Origin of the sequence: Ralstonia pickettii, from assembly GCF_000607165.1 — a bacterium.
GTDB classification, from domain to species: Bacteria; Pseudomonadota; Gammaproteobacteria; order Burkholderiales; family Burkholderiaceae; genus Ralstonia; species Ralstonia holmesii.
This window is the reverse complement of record NZ_JFZG01000006.1, coordinates 467,610-491,674: the sequence shown is the minus strand read 5'-3', so window position 1 is coordinate 491,674 and position 24,065 is coordinate 467,610. Positions and strand designations below refer to the sequence as shown.

Genomic DNA, 24,065 nt, shown 5'->3' with positions numbered 1-24,065 from the left:
CCCTTTTTCAATGTCCGCGCGCCTTGAACAAGAGTGCGCCGATCCCGTGGAAGCCACGCTGACGCGCATGCCGCATCGGCGTGACGCCCCCGCGGTCGGCCAGGTTGGGGTCGGCGCCGCCGTCGAGCAGGAGCTGCACGGTCTTCTCGTATTTGTCGCTGCCATCGCCCAGGGCCACGGCTTCGATCAGCGCGGTCAGGCCCAGGTTGTTGGTGGCATCGGGCGGTACGCCGGCCTTCACGAGTTCGTTGACGACTTCGACGTAGCCACGGCGCGCAGCCGGGATAAGCGCAGTATCGCCATCAGCGTTGGTGGCGCGCAGGTTGGCGCCGTGCGACAGGGCCAGGCGTACCGTTTCCGCATCGCCCTGGATGGCAGCGAGCAGGAAGGCGCTGTTCTGCGTGTTGTCCTGCAGGTTGACGTCGGCACCGGCCTGGATGAGCAAGCGTGCCGCCGCACCCATGTGCGCCATGACGGCGGCGATGAGGGCCGTGCGGCCCTCGGCATCACGCGCCTTGAGGCTGGCGCCTTCGGCCAGCAACGACTGGATGGCCATCGTGTTTCCGGCCTGCGCGGCGAGGATCAGGTCGCGGTCACGCGTGGCGGGGTCGCTGCGGCGGGTGGGGCGGGCGTCGGCCGGGCGTGCCGCGCCGGGTGCCACTTTGGCGCTCGCGTTGGCTGCCACATGCAGGACCGGCAGGTGTTGCTCCTGCCACGCATTGGCCATGTCGCCCACGGCCAGTGCCATCCCCAGCATGACGCCGATGAGCTGGTTGATCGCGGGGCGCGGAGCGATAAGCATGGCGGGCGGGTTCAGGCGCTGAGATAGGGATCGGGAAGCGGCGCGGTGTCGGTTGCGTCCGTTGTCGCGCAGGGGGCGTTTGCCGCGTCGGTGGCCTGCAGGCGTGACCACAGGCGGTCCAGATACGGATCGTGCAGCCCATTGCTGGCCAGGCCGATCAGCGTGCGCTGTAGGTATTCGCGTGCCGGCCCGTACAGCCCGACCGCCTCGCGCAGGCAGCCGACCACGCGCTCGTCGGGCAGACGGCCGGCATAGGCCTCATGCGCGCGGTTCATGACGAAAGCCAGCGCCATGACGCGTCGGCCATTGATTTCGGTGGGCAGCCAGCGGGGGAGGTACGCGCCGGTCAGCATCTCGCGGCGCCAGAGCACGCGGAATTCGTGCTCCGCATGGTCGCGCGGTACGCGGAAGGCTACGCCTCGGCAGCTGCCGCCACGGTCCAGACCGAGCACGAGTCCGGGGTTGTCCCAAGTGCCGCGATTGATACGGGAGTAGAGATAGAAGCCACGGTGATAGCCATGCACCGTGGCGCGGGCGGCCTCGGTATGGAAGATCATCGGGTTCCAGATGAGCGAGCCGTAGCCGAACACCCAGGCGTCCTGGCATTCGCCGTGCGCGGCCGACAACCGCGCGAGCGTCGATGCAAGCGACGCTTCCAGCGCAGCCTCGGTCAGCAACGACGACGCGACGGGCGAATCACCCAGGGCGGCGCGCAACCGGTTCTGTTCGAGATCCTCTCGGGTGACGGCCATGTCGCAAGCATAGAGCAATCGTTACGAGTGGTCACGCGGGCGGACGGCCGATGGCCCGGAAACGGGGCGTTGCGATGCTCGGGGGGCGTTTGACTATGGCGCGGCCGCAACGGTGGAGCATGCGCAGCCGGAAAACTGGAGGCGGGGGATCGGAATTGAACCGTCTTATACGGCTTTGCAAGCCGCAGCATTGACCACTCTGCCACCCCGCCGGGGGAGGCGGCTTGCGATGCACCGTGTGGCACATCGCAAGCCGGGGCGGATTCTAGCGCAGGATCAAACTTCCAGCAGATCGACCTCAAAAAGCAACGTTGCGTTCGGGGGAATCACGCCGCCTGCGCCGCGTGCGCCATAGCCCAGGGCCGCCGGAATGATCAGCTTGCGCGTGCCGCCGACCTTCATGCCTTGAACGCCTTCGTCCCAGCCCTTGATGACCATGCCGCCGCCCAGGTGGAAGGCGAAGGGGTCGTTACGGTCCTTGCTGGAGTCGAATTTCTTGCCGGACTGGCCGTTTTCGTACAGCCAGCCGGTGTAGTGCACGGTGACGTATTTGCCGGCCGTGGCTTCAGCGCCGTCGCCGACGACGACATCCTCGTATTGCAGGCCGCTTGCGGTGGTTTCAATGGTCATGATGAGCCTCGTGGAGTGGCGTGGGTGATGAGGGGAAAGGGCTCAGGCGGCGTCCGCGGCCTTGAGCGTTTCGATCTGGACGTGGACGTTGTCGGCGTCGTTGGCGATCCAGATGTCGCCGTCCTGGATGGTGACTTGCAGACGCATGGTGCGTTCCACCATGGCGGCTAGCGCGGCCACGGTGTCCGCCGCAACTTCGTACACCGACACGTTGGCAAAGCGCGTGATCTTGGTCTCGATTTGTTGCCACCACACGCGGCTTGCGTTGCCGCTATATGTATAGACGGCGACTTGTTCGGCGCGGTTGCTGGCCTTGCGGATGCGGGTGTCGTCGGGGTTGCCGAGGTCGATCCACAGTTCGATGGCGTCGGTCAGGTCGCGCTGCCAGAGTTCGGGTTCGTCGGGCTCGGACAGGCCACGCGTGAAGGCAAGCGTTTCGCTGGCGTGGCGAGCGAAGGCGAGCACGCGCACCATCATGCGTTCGTCGTTTTCGCTGGGGTGGCGGGCGACGGTCAACGCGTGATTGGCGTAGTAGTGGCGATCCATGTCGGCGATCTGCAGATCGACCTTGTAGATCGTGGATTTCAGGGCCATGCGGGTGGTCGGTGGATGGGCCGTTTTTGGCAAAGCGCGCATTGTCGCACGGGCTGGTGAAGCTGACGGCATTGGCCTGGCGCATTCCCAACGGCGGCGGTTTGCGGTATACGAGCGGTGCGTGCGCTATTCGGCGCATATTTTTCCTATCCAAACAGGACAATCAGAACGATGCGTTGGATATTCGGAATCGTGGGCCTGCTGCTTGGGGGCCTGTCGGGGGGCGTCGTCGGGGCGTTCTTTGGGGCGTTGATCGGTCTGGGACTGGCATCGCTGATTTTGTACATGGACAAGCGGGCAAGCGCGCAGTGGGCAAATCCGCCCGACGCGCCGGGCGCAACCGGCGCTGCGCAGAGCCATGCGCCCGCGCAGGCTGCCGTGTCGCCACCGCCTGCCACGCTGCAGGAACGAGTGGCGCAGCTTGAGCACGAGGTTTCGCTCCTGCGCCGGCAGATGGCTGAAATCAAAGGTGGAACGTTTGCAGCGCCCGCCAACGTGGAGGCCGCTGCCGTTGAGGCGCCGCCGATCGTGGCCGAGGCGTTGCCACCGGTGGAGACGCCTGCCGTACCTGCGTCGACACCGCAGGTGGTGGCTGCGCAGCCAATGCCTCAGCCTGTTCCCCAGCCCGCGCCGGTCTTGGCGCCGCACGAGCCCGATTGGGTCGAGCGCGCCGTCGGCGCTGCCCGCGACTGGCTGCTGGGCGGCAACAGCGTGGTGCGGGTCGGCATCCTGATCCTGTTCTTCGGTGTGGCGTTCCTGCTCAAGTACGCGGCGGACAACAGCCTGCTGCCCGTCGAATTCCGGCTGGCGGGTGTGGCGGTCGGGGCAATTGCGTTGCTGGGCATCGGCTGGCACCTGCGTGAGAAGCGTCCGGGCTATGCGCTCGTGCTGCAGGGCGGCGGGGTCGGCGTGCTGTATCTGACGGTATTTGCAGCCACGCGCGTGGTGCCACTGCTCAGCCCCGGAATGGCGTTTCCGCTGCTGGTGCTCATCTGCGCGCTGGCCGCCGGGCTGGCCGTCAAGCAGAACGCGCCAGCGCTGGCCTTTACGGGCAGTGCGGGCGGCTTCCTCGCGCCGATCCTGATCTCGACGGGCCAAGGCAGCCACGTGGCGCTGTTCAGCTATTACGCGCTGCTCAATGCGGGCATCTTCGCCATTGCGTGGTTCCGGGCGTGGCGGGCGCTGAATCTGCTGGGCTTCGTCTTTACGTTCGGCATTGCCACGGCGTGGGGCGTGCTGCGCTATCAGCCGTCGTTGCTGGCGAGCACCGAACCGTTCCTGATCCTCTTCTTCCTGATGTATGTGGGCATTGCGCTGCTGACCGCGCTGCGCCGTCATATCAGCCTGACGAACTACGTTGACGGCACGCTGGTGTTCGGCACGCCGTTGGTGGCGATGGGGTTGCAGGCGGGGCTGGTGCACCACATTCCGTTTGCGATGGCGTGGAGCGCCACCGCGCTGGCCGCGTTCTATCTGGCAATTGCGGGCTGGCTTGCGCCCAGGCGCGCGAACCTTGGCCTCCTGTACGAGGCGATGTTCGCGCTGGGCGTGATCTTCATCACGCTGGCGATTCCGCTGGCCTTCGACGGGCGCACCACCAGTGCGGTGTGGGCGCTGGAAGGGGCCGCCGTGGTGTGGCTGGGCGTGCGCCAGCAGCGTCGGCTGGCGCTGGCGGCAGGCCTGCTCCTGCAGCTCGCGGCGGGCGCAGCATTCGCCGTGGACGCGGTATTCGATTGGGCGCCGCAGAACGGCTGGGCCGTGCTCAACAGCCGCTATATCGGCGGGGTATTGATTGCGCTGGCGGGCGTGTTCAGCGGCTGGCGCCTGCATGGCAAGGCGGAGGCTCGGGCGTGGCTGAAGGCGGCGCCGGTGCTTGGCATCGTCGCGTCGGTGTGGGGCTTGCTGTGGTGGCTCGGCAGCGGCAGCAACGAGATCGACCGCTGGGCCTGGCGCTTCGCCAGCCAGACAGTCGACCGGCCCGACATTCCGCTGTATGCGGCCTTCGCCGTGCTGACGGCGTGGGCTGCGCACGGCCTGCGTCGCAAGCTCGATTGGGCGCTGGCCGAATGGCCTGCGCTGGCGTTGTCGCCGGTGCTCGCGTTGGTTTCGCTGGCTGCGATCGAGCACTGGGTGCCGTCACCGCTGGCCGGCTGGGGCGGGCTGGTGTGGATTGCGGCTGTGGTGCTGACCTTCGTGCTGTTGCGCCGCCAGGAGCGCGACGTGAAGGACACCATCCTCGCGCCGCTGCATACCGTGCTGTTCTGGCTGATCTGCGGCGTACTCGCGACGGAAGGCTACTGGCGCCTCGATGCCTACGTGCCCGAGGGCACCTGGAGCTTCGCCGCCTGGGCCTATGCCTACGGCGCGTTGCTTGCACTGCTGGCGGGCGCAGGCTGGCGCATCCGCTGGCCCATCGCCCGGTTCGAGCGCGCCTACCTGCTATGGGGTGCCGCGCCGCTGGCTGCCCTGCTGTGGCTGTGGAGCCTGGCGAGCGCCGCCAGCGATGGCAATGCCGCGCCGCTGTTCTACCTGCCGATTCTCAATCCGCTGGACGTCGCGCAACTGCTGGTCTTCTTCGCCATCGCGTTGTGGATGCGCCGCGTGGCGCTGCAGAAGCTTGTGCCTGAGCCGATGGTGATCGGCTACGCCATCGGCGCGACACTGTTCATCTGGGCCAACGCGGTGCTGCTGCGCACGCTGCACCATTGGGCGCACGTGCCTTACACGCTGGACGATCTGGGCGCCTCAATGCTGGTGCAGGCGTCGCTGTCGATGTTCTGGACGGTGCTGGCGTTGGCGGTGATGGTGTTTGCCACGCGGCGCGCCAGCCGCGTGCTGTGGTTCACCGGCGGGGCGCTGCTGGGCGTGACGGTGGTCAAGCTGTTCCTGTTCGATCTGTCGCGCGTCACGGGTGTCGAGCGCATCGTGTCATTCATCGGTATTGGCGTGCTGCTGTTGCTGATCGGCTATCTGTCGCCGTTGCCGCCGAAGCCCAAAACCAGCGCCGAAGCTGAAACCGGGGAGGTTCTGTGAAGAAGGTTGTTCTTGCGATGGCTGCGGCATCGCTGTTGTCTGCGCCGGCCTGGGCCGAGCGCTTTGCGTTGACCGGCACGCCCGGCGCCCCTTACTACGCCGTCACGCTCAGCGAAGACGTCTACGCCCATGCGCACGAGGCCAGCCTGGCTGATCTGCGCATCCTCAATGGCGACGGCGAGCCCGTGCCGTTCACCATCGATATCCCGCGCGATCCGGCGCCACAGGCTCGCACATTGCACGACGTGCACTGGTTCGCCACGCCCATCGACGATGTGCAGAAACCGGGTGCCGCTGGTGTCGTGCTCGGTACCGATGGCGTGCTGCGCGCAACGGGCGTCCAGCTATCTCAGGCGTCTGTCCGTGCGTGGGTGGTCGACCTCAGCCAGCTTCGTGACACGGTGACGGCGCTGATCGTTGCGCTGCCCGCTGCGGAATTCCAGAGCGGTGTGAGCGTGCAGGCCAGCGATGACCTGCAGCACTGGAGCCCCGTCGCCCAGGCCACGCTGTTCCGCCTGTCCAATCAGGGCAGCACGCTGGTGCAGGATCGCATCGAGTTCACGGGGCTACGGGCGAAATACTTGCGCCTGACGTGGCAAGGCAAGCCGCCTGTGCCGGATGCGGTGCGTGCGGAGCTGGCCGCCGGTGCGCCGGTGGCGCTTGCGGATAACGCCATCCAGTGGCGCTCAGGTCTGGCGCCAGTGCAAACGCCCGCCGCCGGCGATTACGACTTCGATACCGGCGGCGTGTTCCCGGTCGAACGCGTGAAGATCCACCTGCCGCAAGCCAACACCGTCGCGCAGGCGACGCTGTATGCGCGTGCCGATGCCCAGGCGCCCTGGCGGCCAGTGACTTCCGCGCGCCTGTTCCGGCTGGCGGGGGCCGACGGGAAGGGGGAGCAGGAAAATGCGGGCATCACCGTGCCTGCGACGGGCGAGCGCTATTGGCGTCTGCAGGTCGACACGCGCAGCGGTGGCCTGGGTGCCGGCGCGCCGCAGTTGGCAATCGGCTGGCGTCCGGCCACGGTCACGTATGCGGCGCGCGGTAATGTGCCGTTCATGCTGGCGGTGGCGGAAGTGGCGCGCGGCAATCCGGTCGCACGGGCGGATTTGCTCGCGGGTGCGTCGCCTGCCATTGCGCAGGCACAACTTGGCGCGATGAGCGATTCGCCTGCCGACGCGCTGACGGCAGAGCCCCCGGGCGGCCGCAAGCGCCAGTGGGTTCTGTGGGGCGCGCTGTTGGCGGCGGTGGCGGTGCTGGGCGGCATGGCCTGGCGGTTGTTCCGCGCGCCGGCCGTACCGCCGGATGCATCGACGTAATCGACCTTGCTCAAAAGAAAACGGCGCCACCTGGGCGCCGTTTTTGTTGGCAGAGCGGATGTTCAGTGCGCGAAGGCGGGTTGAACGAACAGCGCAACGCACAAGGCAAAACCCGCAAACCACATCAGCGAACGCAGCGGTGCCCAGTTGGCGAGATAACACACCGTGTACAGCACGCGCACCACGATGAACGCGATGGCCAGCAGGTTGATGCGGTCGATGACACCGCCGCCCAGGATGGCCACCAGCACGGCCACCGCAAAGAACGGAAACGCTTCAAAGTGATTCTGCTGTGCGGCTGCGGCACGGCCCGCTGCGCCGGTTTGCTGTGCAAGCCACGCGCGCGGATTGCGGTTGTCGTACCGCGGGCCTTTGGCCTTGGCGATGCCGACGCACACGATCGGCAACACCGCTGCCACCAGAACGCACCAGAGGGCGATCGGCATGGTCAGTCTCCTGGATGTGGATGGTTGTGAGGGTGCCGCACCCTAGCATAAGGTGCGTTTTCAAACACCTGAGGCGCTAGTCGACACCCTGCACGGCAATGCGCACATCCCCGAGCATGACCACCTGGCCTGCGCGAATCTTGGCCGTCTTGCGCAGCTCCGGTTGGCCGTCGACCGTGACCGCGCCATCGGCGACCACAGCCTTGCCGGCGCCGCCGCTGTCCACCACGCCGGTGAGCTTGAGCAGCTTGTGCAGCTCGATGTATTCGGTGGTCAGGGCGAAATCAATATTGGGCATGGATGGATTGCGAGGTTTATTGAGGCGTGGCTTCCACGCTGATATCGAGGTCGACGCGGTCCCCCACGTCGGGCAGAAAGCGCGTCATGCCGAAGGCGCTACGGGCAATGGAGAGGTGGAAATCGCCCCCGCAGACGTGGCGTGTGCTGCCGGGCATCTTCTCGTCGCCACAACTGAAGCGGAGCGCCTCCAGCCGCACAGGCTGCGTCACGCCGTGCAGCGTCAGCTTGGCCTCGATGGCGGCAAGCTTGCCGCCTTCCACGACAAAGCGGTCGCTGCGCAGGCGGATGACCGGATACTGCGCCGCGTCGAGAAACTGCTCGGATTTCAGCACACCGTCCAGCACTCGCAGGCCCGTGTTGACGGATGCAGCATCGACGGTGAAATCGATGCCGCCCTGGTTGGTGGCTTCATCGAAGTTGATGGCGCCGTCGATCTTGTCGAAGCGGCCGCGCATTGTGCTGCGATCGAAGTGCGATGCGCCGAAGTAAACCGATGTGTGCGTCAGGTCTGGCGCAAATGACGTGGCGAAGGCGGGAGTGGTGAACAACCCGGCCAGCAATAGGATCCATGCACGCATGATGCCTCCGATATCAGAGGCCCATGGCGCGCATGGGCCCGTGTTTACTTGCCCCAGCTGTCTTTCAGGCCGACCACGCGGTTGAACACGGGCTTGCCCGGTTGCGAGTCGGTGCGGTCAGCCACAAAGTAGCCATGGCGCTCGAACTGGAAGCGGTCTTCCGCCTTGGCAGTTGCCAGCGTCGGCTCCAGGTAGGCCGTGACGATCTTCTTGGAGTCCGGGTTGAGCGCATCCAGGAAGTTCTTGTCGCCCGAATCCGGTTGCGGGTCGCTGAACAGGCGGTCGTACAGGCGCACTTCAGCTTCCAGCGCATGTGCGGCGCTCACCCAGTGGATGTTGCCCTTCACCTTCACGCTGTCAGCACCCGGCGTGCCACTCTTCGTGTCCGGAATGATGTTGGCGTGCACGGCGGTGATGTTGCCGGCGGCATCCTTGTCGCAGCCGGTGCATTCGATCACATAGCCGTATCGCAGGCGCACCTTGTTGCCCGGGAAGAGGCGGAAGTAGCCCTTGGGCGGCGTCTCGGTAAAGTCCTCGCGCTCGATCCACAGCTCACGTGTGAGCGGAAATTCGCGGCGGCCGAGTTCGGGCTGCTTCGGATGCACGGGTGCGGAGCACGGCTCATTGAAATCGGCCGGCACGTTGTCGAGCACCAGCTTGACCGGGTCCAGCACGGCCACCGAGCGCGGCGCACGGGCATCGAGGTCGTCGCGCACGGCGCCTTCCAGGATGCTCATGTCGATCCAGCTGTCAGCCTTCGACACGCCAACGCGTTCGCAGAAGAGCTGGATCGATTCCGGCGTATAGCCGCGGCGGCGGATGCCAACGAGCGTCGGCATGCGCGGGTCGTCCCAGCCGTCAACACGCTTTTCCGTCACCAGTTGCAGCAGCTTGCGCTTGCTGGTGATGGCGTATGTCAGGTGCAGGCGCGCGAATTCGTATTGATGCGGCAACGGCGCGGGCAGCACGCCGGCGTCGCGCAGGTGGTCGAGCACCCAGTCGTACAGCGGGCGGTTGTTCTCGAATTCGAGCGTGCACAGCGAATGGGTGATGTTCTCCAGCGCATCGGAAATGCAATGCGTGAAGTCGTACATCGGGTAGATGCACCACGCGTCGCCGGTGCGGTGGTGATGCGCATGGCGGATGCGATACAGCACCGGATCGCGCATCACGATATTGGGCGCGGCCATGTCGATCTTGGCGCGCAGCACCAGTTCGCCGTCCTTGTATTTGCCCGCGCGCATATCGCGGAACAGCGCCAGGTTTTCGTCAACTGAGCGATCACGGAACGGCGACGGCGTGCCCGGCCTGGTGAAATCGCCCCGGTTGGCGGCGATCTGTTCGGCGCTCTGGCTGTCGACGTAGGCCGCGCCGCGCTGGATCAGCACTTCAGCAAAACCGTAGAGCTGCTCGAAATAGTCGCTGGCGTAATAGAGATGCTCGCCGCCGGCGTCGTTCCACGAATAGCCGAGCCAGTGCACGGCGTCGATGATGGAATCGACGTATTCGGTGTCTTCTTTGACGGGGTTGGTGTCGTCAAAGCGCAGGTGGCAGCGGCCGTTGTAATCCTTGGCCATGCCGAAGTTCACCCAGATGCTCTTGGCGTGACCGATGTGCAGGTAGCCATTGGGCTCCGGCGGAAAGCGCGTGACCACCGGCGGGATCGGCTGACCCGTGGCGTCCTGGCGATTGGCGTAGGTGCCTTGCGCGAGGTCGCCGTCAATGATCTGGCGCAGGAAGTTGGACGTGGGGGCGGCGGCGTTGTCTTGGCTCATGGGAGTGCGTGATTCGGCAATCCCGTGATTTTACCGTGCCCGGCGGTCTACGCCCCTGGACGCTATTTGCGCTGGGCCAGACCGTCGAGCGCCTGTGCGCGCAACAGCTCATTCGAGGCGGTGAACGTCTGCTGACGCAGTTGCGCGATTTGCGCTGCGCGATCGGCTTCCGACAGGCCAGTAAAGGCGTTGATTCGATCGCGTTCGTGGGTGTAGGTGTCGTAGCGGCTGCGCCAGTCGGCTTCTTCGCGGTTGCCCTGGATCAGGCGGTCGGCCACGAGGCTGTCCACGCCCCGGGCTGACAGGCGCTGGCGCATCTCGGCCTCGCTCATGCCTTGCTTCGTCCACGTTTCCATGTCGCTGGCGAGCTTGAGGGGAGCAGAGGCATCGCGGCGCGCCTGCTGCACCGAGGGCGGCAGGTTGGCATCGATGGCGGCGATCCTGGCCGCGCGCTGTTCCGGCGTGAGCGACGGGTCGGCCATCACGGCCAGGCGGTCCAGCGCGGCGGCGTCCATCGCGTCGTCATCGCCGTACCAGGCCTGGGCGACGTCCGCCCCCAGGTATTGGCGGCGCTGCGCGGTGCGCTCGCTCAACTGCTGGCGCAGCGTGGCGATCAGCTCGGGGCGCTGCTGGACTTGTTCTACGCTCGGCTTGTTGCGGCTTGCGCCGCCGTGTTCTGCCGCTGCCTTGCGATAGGCGAGGTAGTGCTGCAGCAGCGATTGCGCCTCCGCCAGCGCCGGCGTGACCAGCTTGGCGCGCAGATGCGCCTCAGCCATCGACACACGCTGCGCTTCGGGCAGCGACGCGGGCACGTCGAGGAAGTAGTCGAACACCGCGCGGTTGGCGGCTTCGACGATGAGGTGGCCGTGTGCATCGACGTGCAGGCCGTCCGGCGCCTGTGTGTCGGCCAGCTCGGGTGCCGGCGCGCCCGCCGTCAACGGTTCGCCGCCCACACTGCCGATGAATGCGCCCTTGGCCGCCTGCGGCTGCGATGCCGCAGGGGTCTGCGGCGCATCTGACGTGTGCCACCAGTAGACCCCGCCCGCGACCGACACCGCCACCAGCACGGCAACAACAAACGTCATGGGTTGTATCGATGGCGATTGGGGCTTCATCGTGGCGTTCAGCGCGTGGAGGGTTAGAGGCCTGCCGTCTTCAGTCGATTGGCTTGTGTACGAATCACCGCAACGGGGTCCGCTGCGCCCCAGCCGATCAGCCCAAGCAACTGGTTGACCTCATCGAGGTGATTCCACGCGTAATCCGTCGACAAGACCTGCCCGAACTTCGCGCTGCACACGGAGACGAGCCCATCGTTTGTTCCCGAGCCGCGCGCCTGCATGACGCCGCCGCTGAACACCAGCACCGGATCAAACACGTCGAGAAGGTTGGTGGCGGTGGAGCGGCCCGTCCACGAATACAGCTTCTGCACGTTGCCGTTGCGCACGTCGGTGGCGCTGCCGGTGTTGCACCCGCTGGCCAGGCCCGCGCTCGGGAATGCCTTGTTGAAATCGGCGGCGCCCGACGTCGACAGGATATGCAGCGCCGCAAAACCATTCTGCGGATTGCTGTTGCCGTTGAACCAGCCGAGCACCGAGCCGAATACGTCCGCGCCGAGGTTCACGAGCGCTTGGAACGGAGCGGGTGTCGACTCCACAAAGTCCGCAAACTCTGACCCCTTGTGGGGCGTGCCGATGGTGGTGACGGAGGCCACGAGGTTCGGTACCACGGCGGCTGCATAGCGCGATGTCAGTCCGCCCTGGCTGTGTCCAATGAGGTTGACCTTGGCGGCGCCCGTGGTGGCCAGCACGCTGCGGATCTGGCTGACGAGCTGTTCGCCGCGCACGGTTTCATCGTTGAAGGCGGACACGTCGGCCACATAGACATTGGCGCCGTTGGCGCGCAGGTCTTCCGGAATCTGGTACCAGTAATCGACCACGCCGAGGAACTTGCTGGTGCCCGACAGGCCGTGCACCAGCACGATCGGGTACTTGGTGGCGGCATACGTGCTGGCGGCTTGAGCGGGCGCGGCCGCAACCAAGGTGAGGGCGGATGTGGCCAAGACGGCGGCTGCAGCGTGCGTGCGCAGGAAGCTGCGCGCTGATCCATAGACAGCATGGAGCAGGGAAGTCTGTGACATTCGGTTGTCTCCTGGACATTGGATTGGTGGTCGACCTCTACGGGCCGATCGCCCTCCGTTATCCGAAGCGCCGCGTCCAACGTCAACTGGAGTGGAGGTTTGGCTCTAATGCTGCGTTGCCGCGTGCGCAAACAAAAACCGGAGGGCGGGCCTCCGGTTTCGTAGGGTGCGATGCAGCAACGTCGCCGTTCTCGCCGTTCTTATTCTTCTTGAAACGCTTCCTCGCGTTTTCTGTTGATGGCCGGCAGCGCCACCAGCAAGACCAGGATGCTCGCCGCAATCAGCAGCCCCAGCGACAGCGGCCGCGTGACGAAGGTAGAGAAATCCCCGCGCGAGAGCAGCAGCGCACGGCGAAAGTTCTCTTCCATCATCGGCCCGAGCACGAAGCCGAGCAGCATTGGCGCCGGTTCGCAGCGCAGCTTCACGAACATGTAGCCGATCAATCCGAAGAGCGCCGTCTGGAAGATATCGAACGTCGTATTCGAGACCGAATACACGCCGATGCAGCAGAACACCAGGATGGCCGGATACAGGAAGCGATAGGGCACCTTCAACAGACGCACCCACACGCCGATCATCGGCAGGTTCAGCACGATGAGCATCAGGTTGCCGATCCACATCGAGGCGATCAGGCCCCAGAACAGCGCGGGGTTGCTGGTCATCACCTGGGGGCCGGGCTGGATGTTGTGGATCGTCATCGCGCCCACCATCAGCGCCATCACCGCATTGGGAGGAATGCCCAGCGTGAGCAACGGAATGAAGGATGTCTGCGCGGCAGCGTTGTTGGCCGATTCCGGACCGGCCACACCCTCGATGGCGCCCTTGCCGAACTCGTGTGAATACTTCGACGTCTTCTTCTCCAGCGAGTACGACGCAAACGACGCCAGCGTCGCGCCACCGCCGGGCAGGATGCCCAGCAGCGAGCCGAGCGCCGTGCCACGCAGCACGGCCGGGATCATGCGCTTGAAGTCTTCGCGGCTGGGCCAGAGGTTGCGCACGTGCTCGACAAAGGTTTCGCGGTGCTCCTTCTGCTCGAGGTTGGCGATGATCTCGGCAAAGCCGAACACGCCCATCGCCACCGACACGAAGTTCAGCCCGTCGGCCAACTCCGGCACGTCAAACGAATAACGCGCGGTGCCCGAGTTCACATCGGTGCCGACCAGACCGAGCGACAGGCCCAGCACGATCATCGCGATCGCCTTGATGAGCGAGCCCGAGGCCAGCACCACCGCCCCGATCAGGCCCAGCACCATCAGCGAGAAATACTCCGCCGGCCCAAAGTTGAACGCGAATTCCGACAGCGGCGTGGCAAACGCTGCCAGTACCAGCGTTGCCACGCAGCCTGCGAAGAACGAGCCGAGGCCCGCCGTGGCCAGCGCCACGCCTGCGCGCCCCCGTCGTGCCATCTGGTAGCCGTCGATGGTCGTGACGACAGACGAAGATTCGCCCGGCAGGTTGACGAGGATGGCTGTGGTGGAGCCGCCGTACTGCGCACCGTAGTAAATGCCGGCCAGCATGATCAGCGCGGCCACCGGAGGCAGCGCGTATGTGGCGGGCAGCAGCATCGCAATCGTGGCGATGGGGCCAAGGCCCGGCAGCACGCCGATCAGCGTACCGAGCACGCAGCCAATGAACGCGTAGATCAGGTTCTGTATGGAGAGCGCGGTGGAGAAGCCGAGCGCGAGATTGGCAAAGAGGTCCATGGTGTCGTCCGCGTCCCGCTCAATTGCCGATGAAGGCAGGCCACACCGGAAACTGCAGCTTGAGCCCGTAGACGAAGGCCGCGAGGCTCATCACCACCATCACGATGGCGGTGCCGGCGGCGCCCTTGAGCGTGAACTCGTGGCTAGCCATGCTGGAGACCAGCACGAGCACCACAATCGAGAGCACCAGCCCAAGCGGTTGCAGCAGCAGCCCGAACAGCACCACGGAGCCGAGAACCCACAGCAGCGTTTTGACGTCCCAGCGCGGAATGCGATCGACCACGCCCTTGCGCGAGAGGGATTGCACGACCACCACCACGCCCAGCAGGACGAGCACAACGCCCAGCCAGAACGGGAAATAGCCCGGGCCCATGCTGCTGGCCGTACCCATGCGGTAGCTGCGCGCCAGAATGGCAAACGCCGCACCGGCGACGATGAACATGACGCCGGATGCAAAGTCCTGGTGACTGCGGATCACCGGACGACCTTGTGGATCGTTCTGCAAGTCTGGTCTCCTCGGGGGTGGCGTGCAGCGCCGGGTATGGCAGGCCAACTTATGCCTTGTAAGGCGGCCAAGTTTGCACGCTAAGCAGACCGGCTTTCAAGCACCTTGCGGAGGGGAAGGCGGGCGTTCTCATGGCCTCGCGCGGCGCCTAGGCAAACGGTTCAGGGTTTGTCCCTAGCGTTGCCTGGGGGAAAACTTGGGGCCGAGCAATGCGGTTGCGCGGCCCTGTGCATTTACATGCCGATACCACGCGCCATCAACACAGCCGCCAGCGGAATGAAGATGATCAGGTGCGACTCGATCATGACCCAACGCCGCGTTTTCGCAATTTCCGCGGGCGTGGGCACGAAGTCGGGCAAGGTCTTGCCTTGCTTCTTCCAGCGCAGGATGTTGATGGTCGGAATGATCGACATCAGCCCGATCAGGACGAACAGGCCAACCTTGACGTGGAATACCGGGTTGTGAACGTAGAACGCGTAGCCTTTGGCGCCGTAGACCACGCGCAGCAACCCTGTTATCAGCACCGCGAGCGCGGCGAAGCCGAACACGGCGTCATAACGCGCCAGGCGCTTGCGCGTCTCGGGCGTCATGTCCGGGCGCAGCACCACGGCCTCGGCGGTGAGAAAGACGATCAGCGTGAAGATCGAGATGTAATGCAGGTAAGCCAGCAACGCATCAAGCCACATGAGGACCTCGTCTTGGGTGGAAGAAGTTGCGATTAGATGACGCCTTGCGCGCGCAGTGCTTCGACCTGCTCGGGTGAGAAGTCGAGCACGTCGCGCAGCACGGTTTCGGTGTGTTCGCCCAGCAGCGGCGGGTGGCTAGCGGCCTTGGGTGGCGTGGCACTCATCTTGACCGGGCTGCCGACCAGCTTGACGTTACCGGCGCTCGGGTGAGGCAGGTCGACGCGCAGTCCGCGCGCCTGCACCTGCTCGTTGTCGAACACCTCGTCGAGCGAGTTGATCGGGCCGCACGGTACGCCGGCGGCTTCGAGCTTGTCGATCCATTCGCCTTTGCCGAAGCGTTTGACCATCTCGGCCAGGATCGGCACCAGCACGTCGCGGTTGGCTACGCGCTGCGGGTTGGTGGCAAAGCGCGGGTCGTCGGCCAGTTCGGGCATGCCGCCGGCTTCGACAAAGCGGCGAAACTGGCCGTCATTGCCGACTGCCACGATGATCCAGCCATTGGCGGCCTGGAACGTCTGATACGGCACGATGTTCGGGTGCGCGTTGCCCCAGCGCTTGGGTGCCTGACCGCTGGCCAGATAGTTCGTGTTCATGTTCGCCAGCATCGCGACCTGCACGTCGAGCAACGCCATGTCGATGTACTGGCCCTCGCCGGTGCGGTCACGATGGGCAAGGGCGGCCAGCACGGCCACGGTGGCGTACATGCCGGTCATCAAATCCGAAATGGCCACGCCGGCCTTCTGCGGGCCGCCGCCGGGCAGGTCGTCGCGCTCGCCGGTCAGGCTCATGAAGCCGCCCATGCCTTGCACGATGAAGTCGTAGCCGGCGCGCGCGGCGTAAGGGCCGGTCTGGCCGAAGCCCGTGATGGAGCAGTAGACGAGGTCCGGCTTTACCGCCTTGAGCGATGCGTAGTCGAGCCCGTATTTCTTGAGTTGGCCGACCTTGTAGTTTTCGAGCACCACGTCTGCATGTGCCGCGAGCTTGCGGACGATGTCCTGGCCCTCGGGCGTGCTGATATCGACGGTGATCGAGCGCTTGTTTCGATTGGCCGCGAGGTAATAAGCGGCTTCGGCGGTGTTGTTGCCCGCTTCGTCCTTGAGCCACGGCGGGCCCCATGTGCGCGTGTCGTCGCCGGCGCCGGGGCGTTCGACCTTGATGACGTCGGCGCCGAAATCGGCAAGATTCTGCGCGCACCAGGGGCCGGCAAGCACGCGGGTCAGGTCGAGAACACGGAGATGGCTCAGAGCGCCCATGGATTGACGAATCGACACGATTGGAACGGGTGCACTCTACACCACGCCCCGGCAGGGCCGCAGCCCCATGCGACCAACCGGGGAAAATGCGGCGCAGAATGGACGCGACCGGGGTGCGAACCCCGTATAATCAACGGTTTGCACTAATCCAAGGCGCTCAGGAGCGGATGCTCCGAGGCGCAATGCTGACTCCGGCACCCCGCGACATGAAAGCCTCCGATATCCGCCAAAAATTCCTGACCTTCTTTGAGGGCAAGGGCCACACCGTGGTGCGCTCCTCGCCGCTGGTGCCGGGCAACGACCCGACGTTGCTGTTCACCAACTCCGGCATGGTGCAGTTCAAAGACGTCTTCCTTGGTACCGACAAGCGCCCGTACGTGCGTGCGGCTTCCGTGCAGCGCTGCCTGCGCGCCGGCGGCAAGCACAACGACCTGGAAAACGTCGGCTATACGGCGCGTCACCATACGTTCTTCGAAATGCTGGGCAACTGGTCGTTCGGCGACTACTTCAAGCGCGATGCACTCGTGTGGGCGTGGGAGTTGCTGACCCAGGAATACAAGCTGCCGGCCGACAAGCTGTGGGCCACCGTCTACCAGACCGACGATGAGGCCTACGACATCTGGACCAAGGTGATCGGCCTGCCGCCGGAGCGCGTCGTGCGCATCGGCGACAACAAGGGCGCACCGTACGCCTCCGACAACTTCTGGCAGATGGCCGAAACCGGCCCGTGCGGCCCCTGCTCGGAAATCTTCTACGACCATGGCCCGGACGTATGGGGCGGCCCCCCGGGAAGCCCGGAAGCCGACGGCGACCGCTACATCGAAATCTGGAACAACGTGTTCATGCAGTTCGATCGCCAGCTCGATCCGGCGACCGGCGAATACACGCTGACCCCGCTGCCCGCACCGTGCGTCGACACCGGCATGGGCATGGAGCGTCTGGCTGCAATCCTGCAGCACGTGCACAGCAACTACGAGATCGACCTGTTCCAGGCGCTCATCGCAGCGGCTGCGCGCGAGACCAACACCAAGGATCTGGCCAACAACTCGCTGCGCGTGATTGCCGACCACATTCGCGCGTGCTCGTTCCTGATCGTCGACGGCGTGATCCCGGGCAATGAAGGCCGCGGTTACGTGCTGCGCCGGATCATCCGCCGCGCCATCCGCCACGGCTACAAGCTGGGCTGCCGCGCTGCGTTCTTCCACAAGCTCGTGGACGATCTTGTGGCGCAGATGGGCGAAGCCTATCCGGAACTGCGCGAGGCGCGCGACCGCGTGGTCGAGGTGCTACGCACGGAAGAAGCCCGCTTCTTCGAGACCATCGAGCACGGCATGTCGATCCTCGACGCTGCGCTGGGTGAGCTGAAGACGTCGGGCCAGGATGGGAAAGAGCGGATGCTCGACGGCGAACTCGCCTTCAAGCTGCACGACACCTTCGGTTTCCCGCTGGACCTGACGCAAGACGTCTGCCGCGAGAACGACGTGATCGTCGACGAAGCCGCCTTTGACGCCGCCATGAACCGCCAGCGCGAGCAGGCACGCGCGGCCGGCAAGTTCAAGATGGTCGCCGGCACGCTCGACTACACCGGCGACAAGACCACCTTCCACGGCTACGACCAGCTCGTGCGCGAAACCGCGCGTGTGACGGCGCTGTTTGTGGACGGTGCGTCGGTGCAGGAAATGCACCCGGGCCAGACCGGCGTGGTGGTGCTGGACCACACCCCGTTCTATGCGGAATCGGGCGGCCAGGTTGGCGACCAGGGCACGCTCAAGGCCGCGACCGTCTGGTTTGACGTGGCCGACACGCTCAAGGTGCAGCCGGAAGTGTTCGGCCACCACGGCGAGCTGCGCACCGGCGTGCTGAAGGTTGGCGATGCCGTGGCGGCGGAAGTGGACGCCGTGCGCCGTGCGCGCACCATGCGCAACCACTCGGCCACCCACCTGATGCACAAAGCCCTGCGTGAAGTGCTGGGCAGCCACGTGCAGCAGAAGGGCTCGCTGGTCGATGCGGAAAAGACACGCTTCGACTTCTCGCACAACGCGCCGATGACGCCGCTGCAGATTCGCGAAGTGGAAGCCCGCGTGAACGCAGAAATCTTCGCCAACGCTGCGACGAGCGCCCAGCTCATGGGCTTTGACGATGCGGTCAAGAATGGCGCGATGGCCCTGTTTGGCGAGAAGTACGGCGATGAAGTGCGCGTGCTGTCGATTGGTTCGTCGAGGGAACTGTGTGGCGGCACGCACGTGGCGCGCACGGGCGACATCGGCCTGTTCAAGATCGTGAGCGAATCGGGCGTGGCAGCCGGCATCCGCCGCGTGGAAGCGATCACCGGCGACAACGTGCTGCATTACCTGCAGACGCTCGATACGCGCATCAACGAAGCGGCCGCCGCACTGCGTGCGCAGCCGTCGGAACTGACGCAGCGTATCGGCCAGGTGCAGGATCAGGTCAAGACGCTGGAGAAGGAGCTGGAGCGCCTGAAGTCGAAGCTGGCCGCAAGCCAGGGCGACGAACTGGTGAGCCAGGCGGTGGACGTTGCCGGCATCAAGGTGCTGGCCGCAAAGCTGGATGGCGCCGATGCCAAGACGCTGCGCGAGACCATGGACAAGCTCAAGGACAAGCTGCAGACCGCGGCCATCGTGCTGGGCAGCGTGACTGACGGCAAGGTCGCGCTGATCGCCGGCGTGACGGCTGACGCCACGGGCAAGGTCAAGGCTGGCGAACTGGTCAACTTTGTCGCCCAGCAGGTCGGCGGCAAGGGCGGCGGCCGTCCGGACATGGCGCAGGCCGGCGGCACGGAGCCGGACAACCTGCCGCAGGCGCTGGCCGGTGTGGCAGCGTGGGTGCAGCAGAAGGTCTGATGTAACGCCTTCGCATCGGATGCGCTGAACGGCGCGCGTTCCCGGCAACGGGGCGCGCGCCGTTTTGTTTTGGGGCGATCAGCGAGGCGGCGTAGTTTCCAGCCGGAAAACGCGCAGCCGTTCGTTCCGATCGCCATGGCGCGCGCCCGACCAGAACAAGGTCCACTCATCTCCGGGCGTTCGCGCGTGCGAATGGCTGTCCTGGACGATCAGCCATCGGCAATTGTGCGCGGTGGATTGCGCAACGGGCTGGTGGAGGATGCCGGTGAAGTAGCGCAGCATGGGCGCTTCCGATTCGCCCAGATGCAGGCTCGCCATGCAATCATTGGCGCGCCATGCAGGCGCCAGCTTGGCACTGAGACTGTCGAACACGGAGCGATAGCTCTTGGCCTCGTCCAACCAGGGCAGCAGGAGGGTACCGATCAACCCCCAGCCGACCAGGGCGCCGGCTGCCCACGACAGTGCACCGCGCCATGCGCCGGCTTGCTTCAGCCGTGGCAGCAGCCAGATCCATCCCCCTGTCAGGGCGAGTGCTGCGGCCACCAGCGTGGGGTGAATCGGCAAGATCCAGGCGACCGGTAACCAGCGGTCGAGCCAGAGCAGGCCTGCACGCGATGCGCTTTCCGTCATGACGGCCCATAGCAGCCACGCAAGCAGCACGATGCTGCCGAACAGCGCGCGGCTGAAGTAATCCCACACGGCGTGCGCGCGCGTCGGCAGCCGTGCGATCGCCTGCTGGCCCAGCATCGCCAGCGGCACGATGAACGGCAGCAGATACAGCGGGCGGGCTGTCGCCGAGACCTGGAGTGCAAGCAGCCCCACAGCCGCGAACGCCAGTGGCAGCGCCACACGCGGTGTACGCCAATCACGCCACGCGCCGCCAACCAGTGCGACGAGCGCGAGTGGGCCGGCTGGAAACCCGATGGTCAGCAATGAATGCCAGACGTAGAACGGATCGTCGTTCTCCGCGCCCAGCACGGGTACGGAAAAGCCCAGAAAGCGGCCGATGTTGTTGTCCCAGAACCAGACACGGAAGAGGTCCGGCGCGCGTAGGTAGAGGAGCGTCGGCCAGATCGTGGCGAATGGAAGGAAGACGAGTGCCGCGGTGCCGAGTTGTTTTGCGAACGCGCGACTGCGGCACGCGGGAAGCAGCACGCACGCGCTGGCGATGGTGATGCAGAACACCAGCGGGATGAATACGCCCTTGGCCAGCAACGCCATTCCCATACCGATGCCAAGCAGCCATGCGGAGCCGCGTGAACGCGTTGCCGGCAGCGCGCATTCGAACAACCCGCAGAAGCCGATGGCAGTGCCAGCCAGCAACGCCACGTCGGTGATCATCTCGTGCGCGTGCTTGACGACGATCAGCGAGCCTGCGCACAGCGCCACTGTGCCCAGCACGCGCGCGTCTGTCCATGAAGATGCACCTGTCGTCGCCCGCGCGAGCCGCGCGGTGAACGCAAGGGCCAGTCCGGCAAACAGCGCACTCGCGAGCCGCGCGGCGTCATGCGCGGGCAGCACGTCCGCCAGCAGCCAGACCAGCGCGCTGGCCGTCCACGCATAGAGCGGTGGTTTCTCGACAAAGGGTTGGCCGGCGCTGACCGGCACGATCGCGTCGCCGGTTTCCACCATGTGCTGGACGATGCCGAACGTATAGGTTTCGTCCTGCTTCCATGGGTCGTGGCCGAGGGTGCCGGGCAGCAGGTAGGCGCAGGCGATCAACGCGACGAGAAGCCATTTGCGCAACGCTTGCCATGGCCACGCGCGCACTGATGGGGCCGCGGGTGCGATCACCCCACCTGAGGCGAGCAGGGCAGGATTTGCTGTGAAGTCACGCACGTGCGTGGTCGCGGCGGGCGTGTGTGCGCTCCGCCGTCCAGGGCGTGTGGGTTCCTGCATGGTGCGAGGTTTCCGGTTTGCTGGATGCGGCCCGGAAGGTGGCGGGCCGATCGGCTTGGATGACAGACAGAACGCCCCGATCCGGTCCGGGTGGGGCGGTGTGCAGTACATCACGCACAACTTACGGAGACCCTGAGCGGCGCCTCACAAACCTGAGCAACGGATTGCCGTGGGGCAGGCCGCGCGGCTTTCAGGGCACGGCGCGCCCCGCGTTGGGGCTTGTCTGCGCCGTGAGAACAAGCTCGGGAACGCGGCCCGGCTGGAGACAGGCCCCGCCATGGCCTATACCGGGAAAACGTTGCCGATTGTGTAGGGATTGTGTGCCGCTTGGCAGGCAATTTGCATCGGTGGCGCGTGCTGTTCCCCACAGCACGGGTTGATCCCATCCCTATCCCCAAATCCGAGGAGAACCATGAGCGTCCTATCTGACAAGGTCGACGCCCCGCCACCGCAGCCGCCGCACCGGCTGCTCGGGCGCAAAGGCAAACGATTGGCGCGTGCCGTCGCGGTTGGCGCTTTGCTGGCGGCCGGCGTCGGTGCATCGACACAACCGGTTGCGCAACTTGCGCCGGAGTCGCACGCGCGCAAGGTCAAGGTGCTGATCATCAGCATGTTCGCGCCCGAGGCGCAGCCGTGGATCGACAAGCTTGGCCTTACGCAAGACGTGCCGGTACCGGGCCTGTCCATCGATTACCCGAACGTGCATTGCAACGCCAGCGACGTCTGCCAGCTCACCACGGGCATGGGCAAGGCGAATGCCGCGTCGTCGGTGTCGGCGCTGATCTACAGCGGCAAGTTTGATCTGCAGCGCACGTACTTCCTTGTGGCGGGCATTGCCGGGATCGACCCGTCGCAGGGCACGCTTGGCAGCGCTGCGTGGGCGCGCTTCCTGGTCGACAGCGACATCGCGTGGGAGATCGATGCGCGCGAGGTGCCCGCCAACTGGCCCAACGGCTTCATCGGCATCAACACACAGGGCCCGGGGCAGAAGCCGCCGCTGGATTACAAGACCGAAGTCTTCCGCGTGAACGAGGCGCTGCTACAGAAGGCACTGGCGCTTTCCAAGGGCGCGGTGTTGGACGACAACGCAACTGCACGCGCCTATCGCGCCAACTACCCGAGCGCACCGGCCAACCAGCCGCCTTCAGTCGTGCAATGCGACACCGCTGCGGGCAACACGTACTGGCACGGCGCCAAGCTGGGCGAGCGCGAAGCGGCATGGGTCAAGCTGCTGACGGACGGGCAGGGCACCTACTGCACCACGCAGCAGGAAGACAACGCCACGTTCGAGGCGCTCACGCGTGGCTCCAAGGCAGGCCTGCTCGACCTGCAGCGTGTGGCCGTGCTGCGCACTGCATCGAACTTCGACCGGCCGTATCCGGGGCAGACGCCGTATGACTCGCTGGTCAACAGCAACTCGGGCGGGTTTGTGCCGTCGCTCAACAACCTGTATCTGGCGGGCGGTCCGCTGGTCAATGAGATCGTCACGCGCTGGAGCGTGTGGAAACACGGAGTGCCCTCGCCATGATCGATTCCCGACTCAAGATGCCCATGCCTCGTTTGCGTACGATCGCCAAGCTCTGTGCGGTCGGTGCCGCAGCGCTGACCTTGAACAGTTGCGCGTATGACGGAGTGAAAGTCATCGTCATCAACATGTTCCAGGGCGAGGCACAGCCATTCATCGACCGCTACGACCTGAAGGAGAAGGTCTACATCTCCGGCTTGTCGCCCGACGCGCCCAACATGCTGTGCAACTACGACGGCATCTGCCAGGTCACCACGGGCATGGGCTATGCGAATGCCGCATCGACGATTTCCGCGTTGCTCTATCGCAGCAAGCTGGACCTCTCGCACACCTACTTTGTGATTGCCGGCATTGCGGGCATCGATCCGGCGCAGGGGACGGTGGGCTCGGCGGCGTGGGCGCGGTATGCGGTCGATTACGGCCTCTCGCACGAGATCGATGCGCGCGAGATGCCGGCAGGCTGGCCATACGGCTACTTCGGCATCGGCACCAAGGGCCCAGGCGAGAAGCCGCCGATGGACTACCGCACCGAAGTGTTCCAGCTCAACGAGACGCTGCTGCAGCGGGCCTACACGCTGTCGAAATCGGCGACGCTGGAAGACAGCCCCGAGGCCATCGCCTTCCGCAAGAACTACCCTTATGCGCCGGCCAACCAGCCACCCGCTGTCATCCAGTGCGACGTGGCTTCCGCAGATACGTGGTGGGCCGGCCGCAACCTGGGCCAGCGGGCGCGTGACTGGGTGAAGACGATGACCGACAACAAGGGCACGTACTGCACGACCGCGCAGGAGGACAACGCCACACTGGAAGTGCTCACGCGCGGCGCCCGTGCGGGCAAGGTCGATTTCAGCCGCGTGGCATTGCTGCGTGCCGGGTCCGACTTCGATCGCCCCTACGATGGCCAGAGCGCCTCCGACGGGCTCATCAACTACGCGCAGCAGGGCGGTTTCGTGCCGGCCACGCACAATCTCGTCAATGCGGCCAAGCCGTTGCTGGACGACATCGTGCAGCACTGGCCGCAGTGGAAGCAGGGGGTACCGGCGAATTAACAGTTGCTGACATCACATTTCAATCTATATAATGCGAATCATTCTCATTTGATGGGTGGCGACGGGCAACTTGCCTGACCGCTGACCATCGCTCTTGCCGGGCGAGCCAGCGGGTTGCCACCTGCCAGCCAACGGATCGACGCGCCGCGTGATGTTTTGCGGCGCGTTTTCTCTTCTCTCAGCGCATGTCCGCGCGTCCGGTTTCGCTAATCCTGATC

The 24,065-nt window shown here is 65.4% G+C and carries 20 protein-coding genes and 1 tRNA gene; 5 read left to right on the top strand and 16 right to left on the bottom strand.

All coding sequences use genetic code 11. The annotated features are described in order from the left end of the window. Positions 1-7 precede the first annotated feature (7 nt). The 5 genes from BG83_RS27700 to BG83_RS0108510 form a co-directional block, all read right to left on the bottom strand. Positions 8-802 (bottom strand): ankyrin repeat domain-containing protein, encoded by a 795-nt coding sequence (locus BG83_RS27700; protein WP_024976317.1) that lies wholly within the window; start codon positions 800-802, stop codon positions 8-10. Positions 803-813: 11 nt separating this feature from the next. Further along, complete coding sequence (locus BG83_RS0108525; protein WP_024976316.1) at positions 814-1,554, bottom strand: gamma-glutamylcyclotransferase; 741 nt, start codon at positions 1,552-1,554, stop codon at positions 814-816. A 136-nt stretch (positions 1,555-1,690) separates the two neighbouring features. Beyond that, a tRNA-Cys gene (locus BG83_RS0108520) sits at positions 1,691-1,766 on the bottom strand. A 64-nt stretch (positions 1,767-1,830) separates the two neighbouring features. Further along, positions 1,831-2,184, bottom strand: a complete 354-nt coding sequence (locus BG83_RS0108515) for an FKBP-type peptidyl-prolyl cis-trans isomerase (protein ID WP_024976315.1) — start codon at positions 2,182-2,184, stop codon at positions 1,831-1,833. A 42-nt stretch (positions 2,185-2,226) separates the two neighbouring features. Continuing rightward, complete coding sequence (locus BG83_RS0108510; RefSeq protein WP_024976314.1) at positions 2,227-2,778, bottom strand: YaeQ family protein; 552 nt, start codon at positions 2,776-2,778, stop codon at positions 2,227-2,229. A 171-nt stretch (positions 2,779-2,949) separates the two neighbouring features. Here BG83_RS0108510 and BG83_RS0108505 point away from each other — a divergent pair, with 171 nt between their 5' ends. Then, positions 2,950-5,811, top strand: a complete 2,862-nt coding sequence (locus BG83_RS0108505) for a DUF2339 domain-containing protein (protein WP_024976313.1) — start codon at positions 2,950-2,952, stop codon at positions 5,809-5,811. After that, a complete protein-coding gene (locus BG83_RS0108500) occupies positions 5,808-7,130 on the top strand; it encodes a DUF3999 domain-containing protein (RefSeq protein ID WP_024976312.1) in 1,323 nt (440 codons plus the stop codon). The genes BG83_RS0108505 and BG83_RS0108500 overlap by 4 nt, the downstream gene beginning before the upstream one ends. 62 nt (positions 7,131-7,192) lie before the next feature. Here BG83_RS0108500 and BG83_RS0108495 read toward each other — a convergent pair whose 3' ends face one another. From BG83_RS0108495 to BG83_RS0108450, 10 genes are all read right to left on the bottom strand, one after another. Further along, complete coding sequence (locus BG83_RS0108495; RefSeq protein WP_024976311.1) at positions 7,193-7,576, bottom strand: MAPEG family protein; 384 nt, start codon at positions 7,574-7,576, stop codon at positions 7,193-7,195. A gap of 76 nt (positions 7,577-7,652) precedes the next feature. After that, on the bottom strand, positions 7,653-7,874 hold the full coding sequence (locus tag BG83_RS0108490; RefSeq protein WP_024976310.1) for an RNA-binding S4 domain-containing protein: 222 nt from the start codon (positions 7,872-7,874) through the stop codon (positions 7,653-7,655). Between the two features lie 16 nt (positions 7,875-7,890). Continuing rightward, positions 7,891-8,454, bottom strand: a complete 564-nt coding sequence (locus BG83_RS0108485; RefSeq protein WP_024976309.1) for a YceI family protein — start codon at positions 8,452-8,454, stop codon at positions 7,891-7,893. Positions 8,455-8,498: 44 nt separating this feature from the next. Then, complete coding sequence (locus BG83_RS0108480) at positions 8,499-10,229, bottom strand: glutamine--tRNA ligase/YqeY domain fusion protein (protein WP_024976308.1); 1,731 nt, start codon at positions 10,227-10,229, stop codon at positions 8,499-8,501. Positions 10,230-10,291: 62 nt separating this feature from the next. After that, positions 10,292-11,314, bottom strand: coding sequence for a lipase secretion chaperone (locus tag BG83_RS0108475; RefSeq protein ID WP_235193172.1), 1,023 nt, complete (start codon positions 11,312-11,314; stop codon positions 10,292-10,294). 53 nt (positions 11,315-11,367) lie between these two features. After that, entirely contained in the window at positions 11,368-12,366 is a 999-nt protein-coding gene (locus BG83_RS0108470; RefSeq protein WP_024976306.1) for a lipase family alpha/beta hydrolase, read from the bottom strand. Positions 12,367-12,566: 200 nt separating this feature from the next. Beyond that, a complete protein-coding gene (locus tag BG83_RS0108465) occupies positions 12,567-14,069 on the bottom strand; it encodes a tripartite tricarboxylate transporter permease (RefSeq protein WP_024976305.1) in 1,503 nt (500 codons plus the stop codon). Positions 14,070-14,088: 19 nt separating this feature from the next. Further along, positions 14,089-14,511 (bottom strand): tripartite tricarboxylate transporter TctB family protein, encoded by a 423-nt coding sequence (locus BG83_RS0108460; RefSeq protein WP_235193185.1) that lies wholly within the window; start codon positions 14,509-14,511, stop codon positions 14,089-14,091. A gap of 296 nt (positions 14,512-14,807) precedes the next feature. Continuing rightward, positions 14,808-15,260, bottom strand: a complete 453-nt coding sequence (locus tag BG83_RS0108455) for a DUF2214 family protein (RefSeq protein ID WP_024976303.1) — start codon at positions 15,258-15,260, stop codon at positions 14,808-14,810. 32 nt (positions 15,261-15,292) lie between these two features. Beyond that, positions 15,293-16,513, bottom strand: a complete 1,221-nt coding sequence (locus BG83_RS0108450) for a CaiB/BaiF CoA transferase family protein (RefSeq protein ID WP_024976302.1) — start codon at positions 16,511-16,513, stop codon at positions 15,293-15,295. 206 nt (positions 16,514-16,719) lie between these two features. Between BG83_RS0108450 and alaS the strand changes: the two genes are divergently transcribed. Continuing rightward, on the top strand, positions 16,720-19,374 hold the full coding sequence (gene alaS, locus BG83_RS0108445) for an alanine--tRNA ligase (RefSeq protein ID WP_024976301.1): 2,655 nt from the start codon (positions 16,720-16,722) through the stop codon (positions 19,372-19,374). Between the two features lie 78 nt (positions 19,375-19,452). Here the strand turns inward: alaS and BG83_RS0108440 are convergent, their stop codons facing one another. Further along, positions 19,453-21,273, bottom strand: a complete 1,821-nt coding sequence (locus tag BG83_RS0108440) for an ArnT family glycosyltransferase (protein ID WP_024976300.1) — start codon at positions 21,271-21,273, stop codon at positions 19,453-19,455. A 412-nt stretch (positions 21,274-21,685) separates the two neighbouring features. On the opposite strand from BG83_RS0108440, the gene BG83_RS0108435 reads away from it, so the two are divergent. Together BG83_RS0108435 and BG83_RS0108430 are read left to right on the top strand one after the other, a co-directional pair. After that, positions 21,686-22,801, top strand: a complete 1,116-nt coding sequence (locus BG83_RS0108435; RefSeq protein ID WP_024976299.1) for a purine-nucleoside phosphorylase — start codon at positions 21,686-21,688, stop codon at positions 22,799-22,801. Further along, positions 22,798-23,847 (top strand): purine-nucleoside phosphorylase, encoded by a 1,050-nt coding sequence (locus BG83_RS0108430; RefSeq protein ID WP_024976298.1) that lies wholly within the window; start codon positions 22,798-22,800, stop codon positions 23,845-23,847. Before BG83_RS0108435 ends, BG83_RS0108430 begins: the two co-directional genes overlap by 4 nt. The last annotated feature ends 218 nt before the right edge of the window (positions 23,848-24,065 follow it).

Excerpts from the sequence above, each read along its gene's own strand:
- BG83_RS0108510 (WP_024976314.1), bottom strand. The coding sequence starts at position 2,778 with ATGGCCCTGAAATCCACGATCTACAAGGTCGATCTGCAGATCGCCGAC.
- BG83_RS0108485 (WP_024976309.1), bottom strand. The coding sequence starts at position 8,454 with ATGCGTGCATGGATCCTATTGCTGGCCGGGTTGTTCACCACTCCCGCC.
- BG83_RS0108490 (WP_024976310.1), bottom strand. The coding sequence starts at position 7,874 with ATGCCCAATATTGATTTCGCCCTGACCACCGAATACATCGAGCTGCAC.
- BG83_RS0108515 (WP_024976315.1), bottom strand. The coding sequence starts at position 2,184 with ATGACCATTGAAACCACCGCAAGCGGCCTGCAATACGAGGATGTCGTC.
- BG83_RS0108480 (WP_024976308.1), bottom strand. The coding sequence starts at position 10,229 with ATGAGCCAAGACAACGCCGCCGCCCCCACGTCCAACTTCCTGCGCCAG.
- BG83_RS0108470 (WP_024976306.1), bottom strand. The coding sequence starts at position 12,366 with ATGTCACAGACTTCCCTGCTCCATGCTGTCTATGGATCAGCGCGCAGC.
- BG83_RS0108440 (WP_024976300.1), bottom strand. The coding sequence starts at position 21,273 with ATGCAGGAACCCACACGCCCTGGACGGCGGAGCGCACACACGCCCGCC.
- BG83_RS0108435 (WP_024976299.1), top strand. The coding sequence starts at position 21,686 with ATGAGCGTCCTATCTGACAAGGTCGACGCCCCGCCACCGCAGCCGCCG.
- BG83_RS0108450 (WP_024976302.1), bottom strand. The coding sequence starts at position 16,513 with ATGGGCGCTCTGAGCCATCTCCGTGTTCTCGACCTGACCCGCGTGCTT.
- BG83_RS0108495 (WP_024976311.1), bottom strand. The coding sequence starts at position 7,576 with ATGCCGATCGCCCTCTGGTGCGTTCTGGTGGCAGCGGTGTTGCCGATC.
- BG83_RS0108460 (WP_235193185.1), bottom strand. The coding sequence starts at position 14,511 with ATGTTCATCGTCGCCGGTGCGGCGTTTGCCATTCTGGCGCGCAGCTAC.
- BG83_RS0108525 (WP_024976316.1), bottom strand. The coding sequence starts at position 1,554 with ATGGCCGTCACCCGAGAGGATCTCGAACAGAACCGGTTGCGCGCCGCC.
- BG83_RS0108475 (WP_235193172.1), bottom strand. The coding sequence starts at position 11,314 with ATGACGTTTGTTGTTGCCGTGCTGGTGGCGGTGTCGGTCGCGGGCGGG.
- BG83_RS0108505 (WP_024976313.1), top strand. The coding sequence starts at position 2,950 with ATGCGTTGGATATTCGGAATCGTGGGCCTGCTGCTTGGGGGCCTGTCG.
- BG83_RS0108455 (WP_024976303.1), bottom strand. The coding sequence starts at position 15,260 with ATGTGGCTTGATGCGTTGCTGGCTTACCTGCATTACATCTCGATCTTC.
- alaS (WP_024976301.1), top strand. The coding sequence starts at position 16,720 with ATGAAAGCCTCCGATATCCGCCAAAAATTCCTGACCTTCTTTGAGGGC.
- BG83_RS0108465 (WP_024976305.1), bottom strand. The coding sequence starts at position 14,069 with ATGGACCTCTTTGCCAATCTCGCGCTCGGCTTCTCCACCGCGCTCTCC.
- BG83_RS27700 (WP_024976317.1), bottom strand. The coding sequence starts at position 802 with ATGCTTATCGCTCCGCGCCCCGCGATCAACCAGCTCATCGGCGTCATG.
- BG83_RS0108430 (WP_024976298.1), top strand. The coding sequence starts at position 22,798 with ATGATCGATTCCCGACTCAAGATGCCCATGCCTCGTTTGCGTACGATC.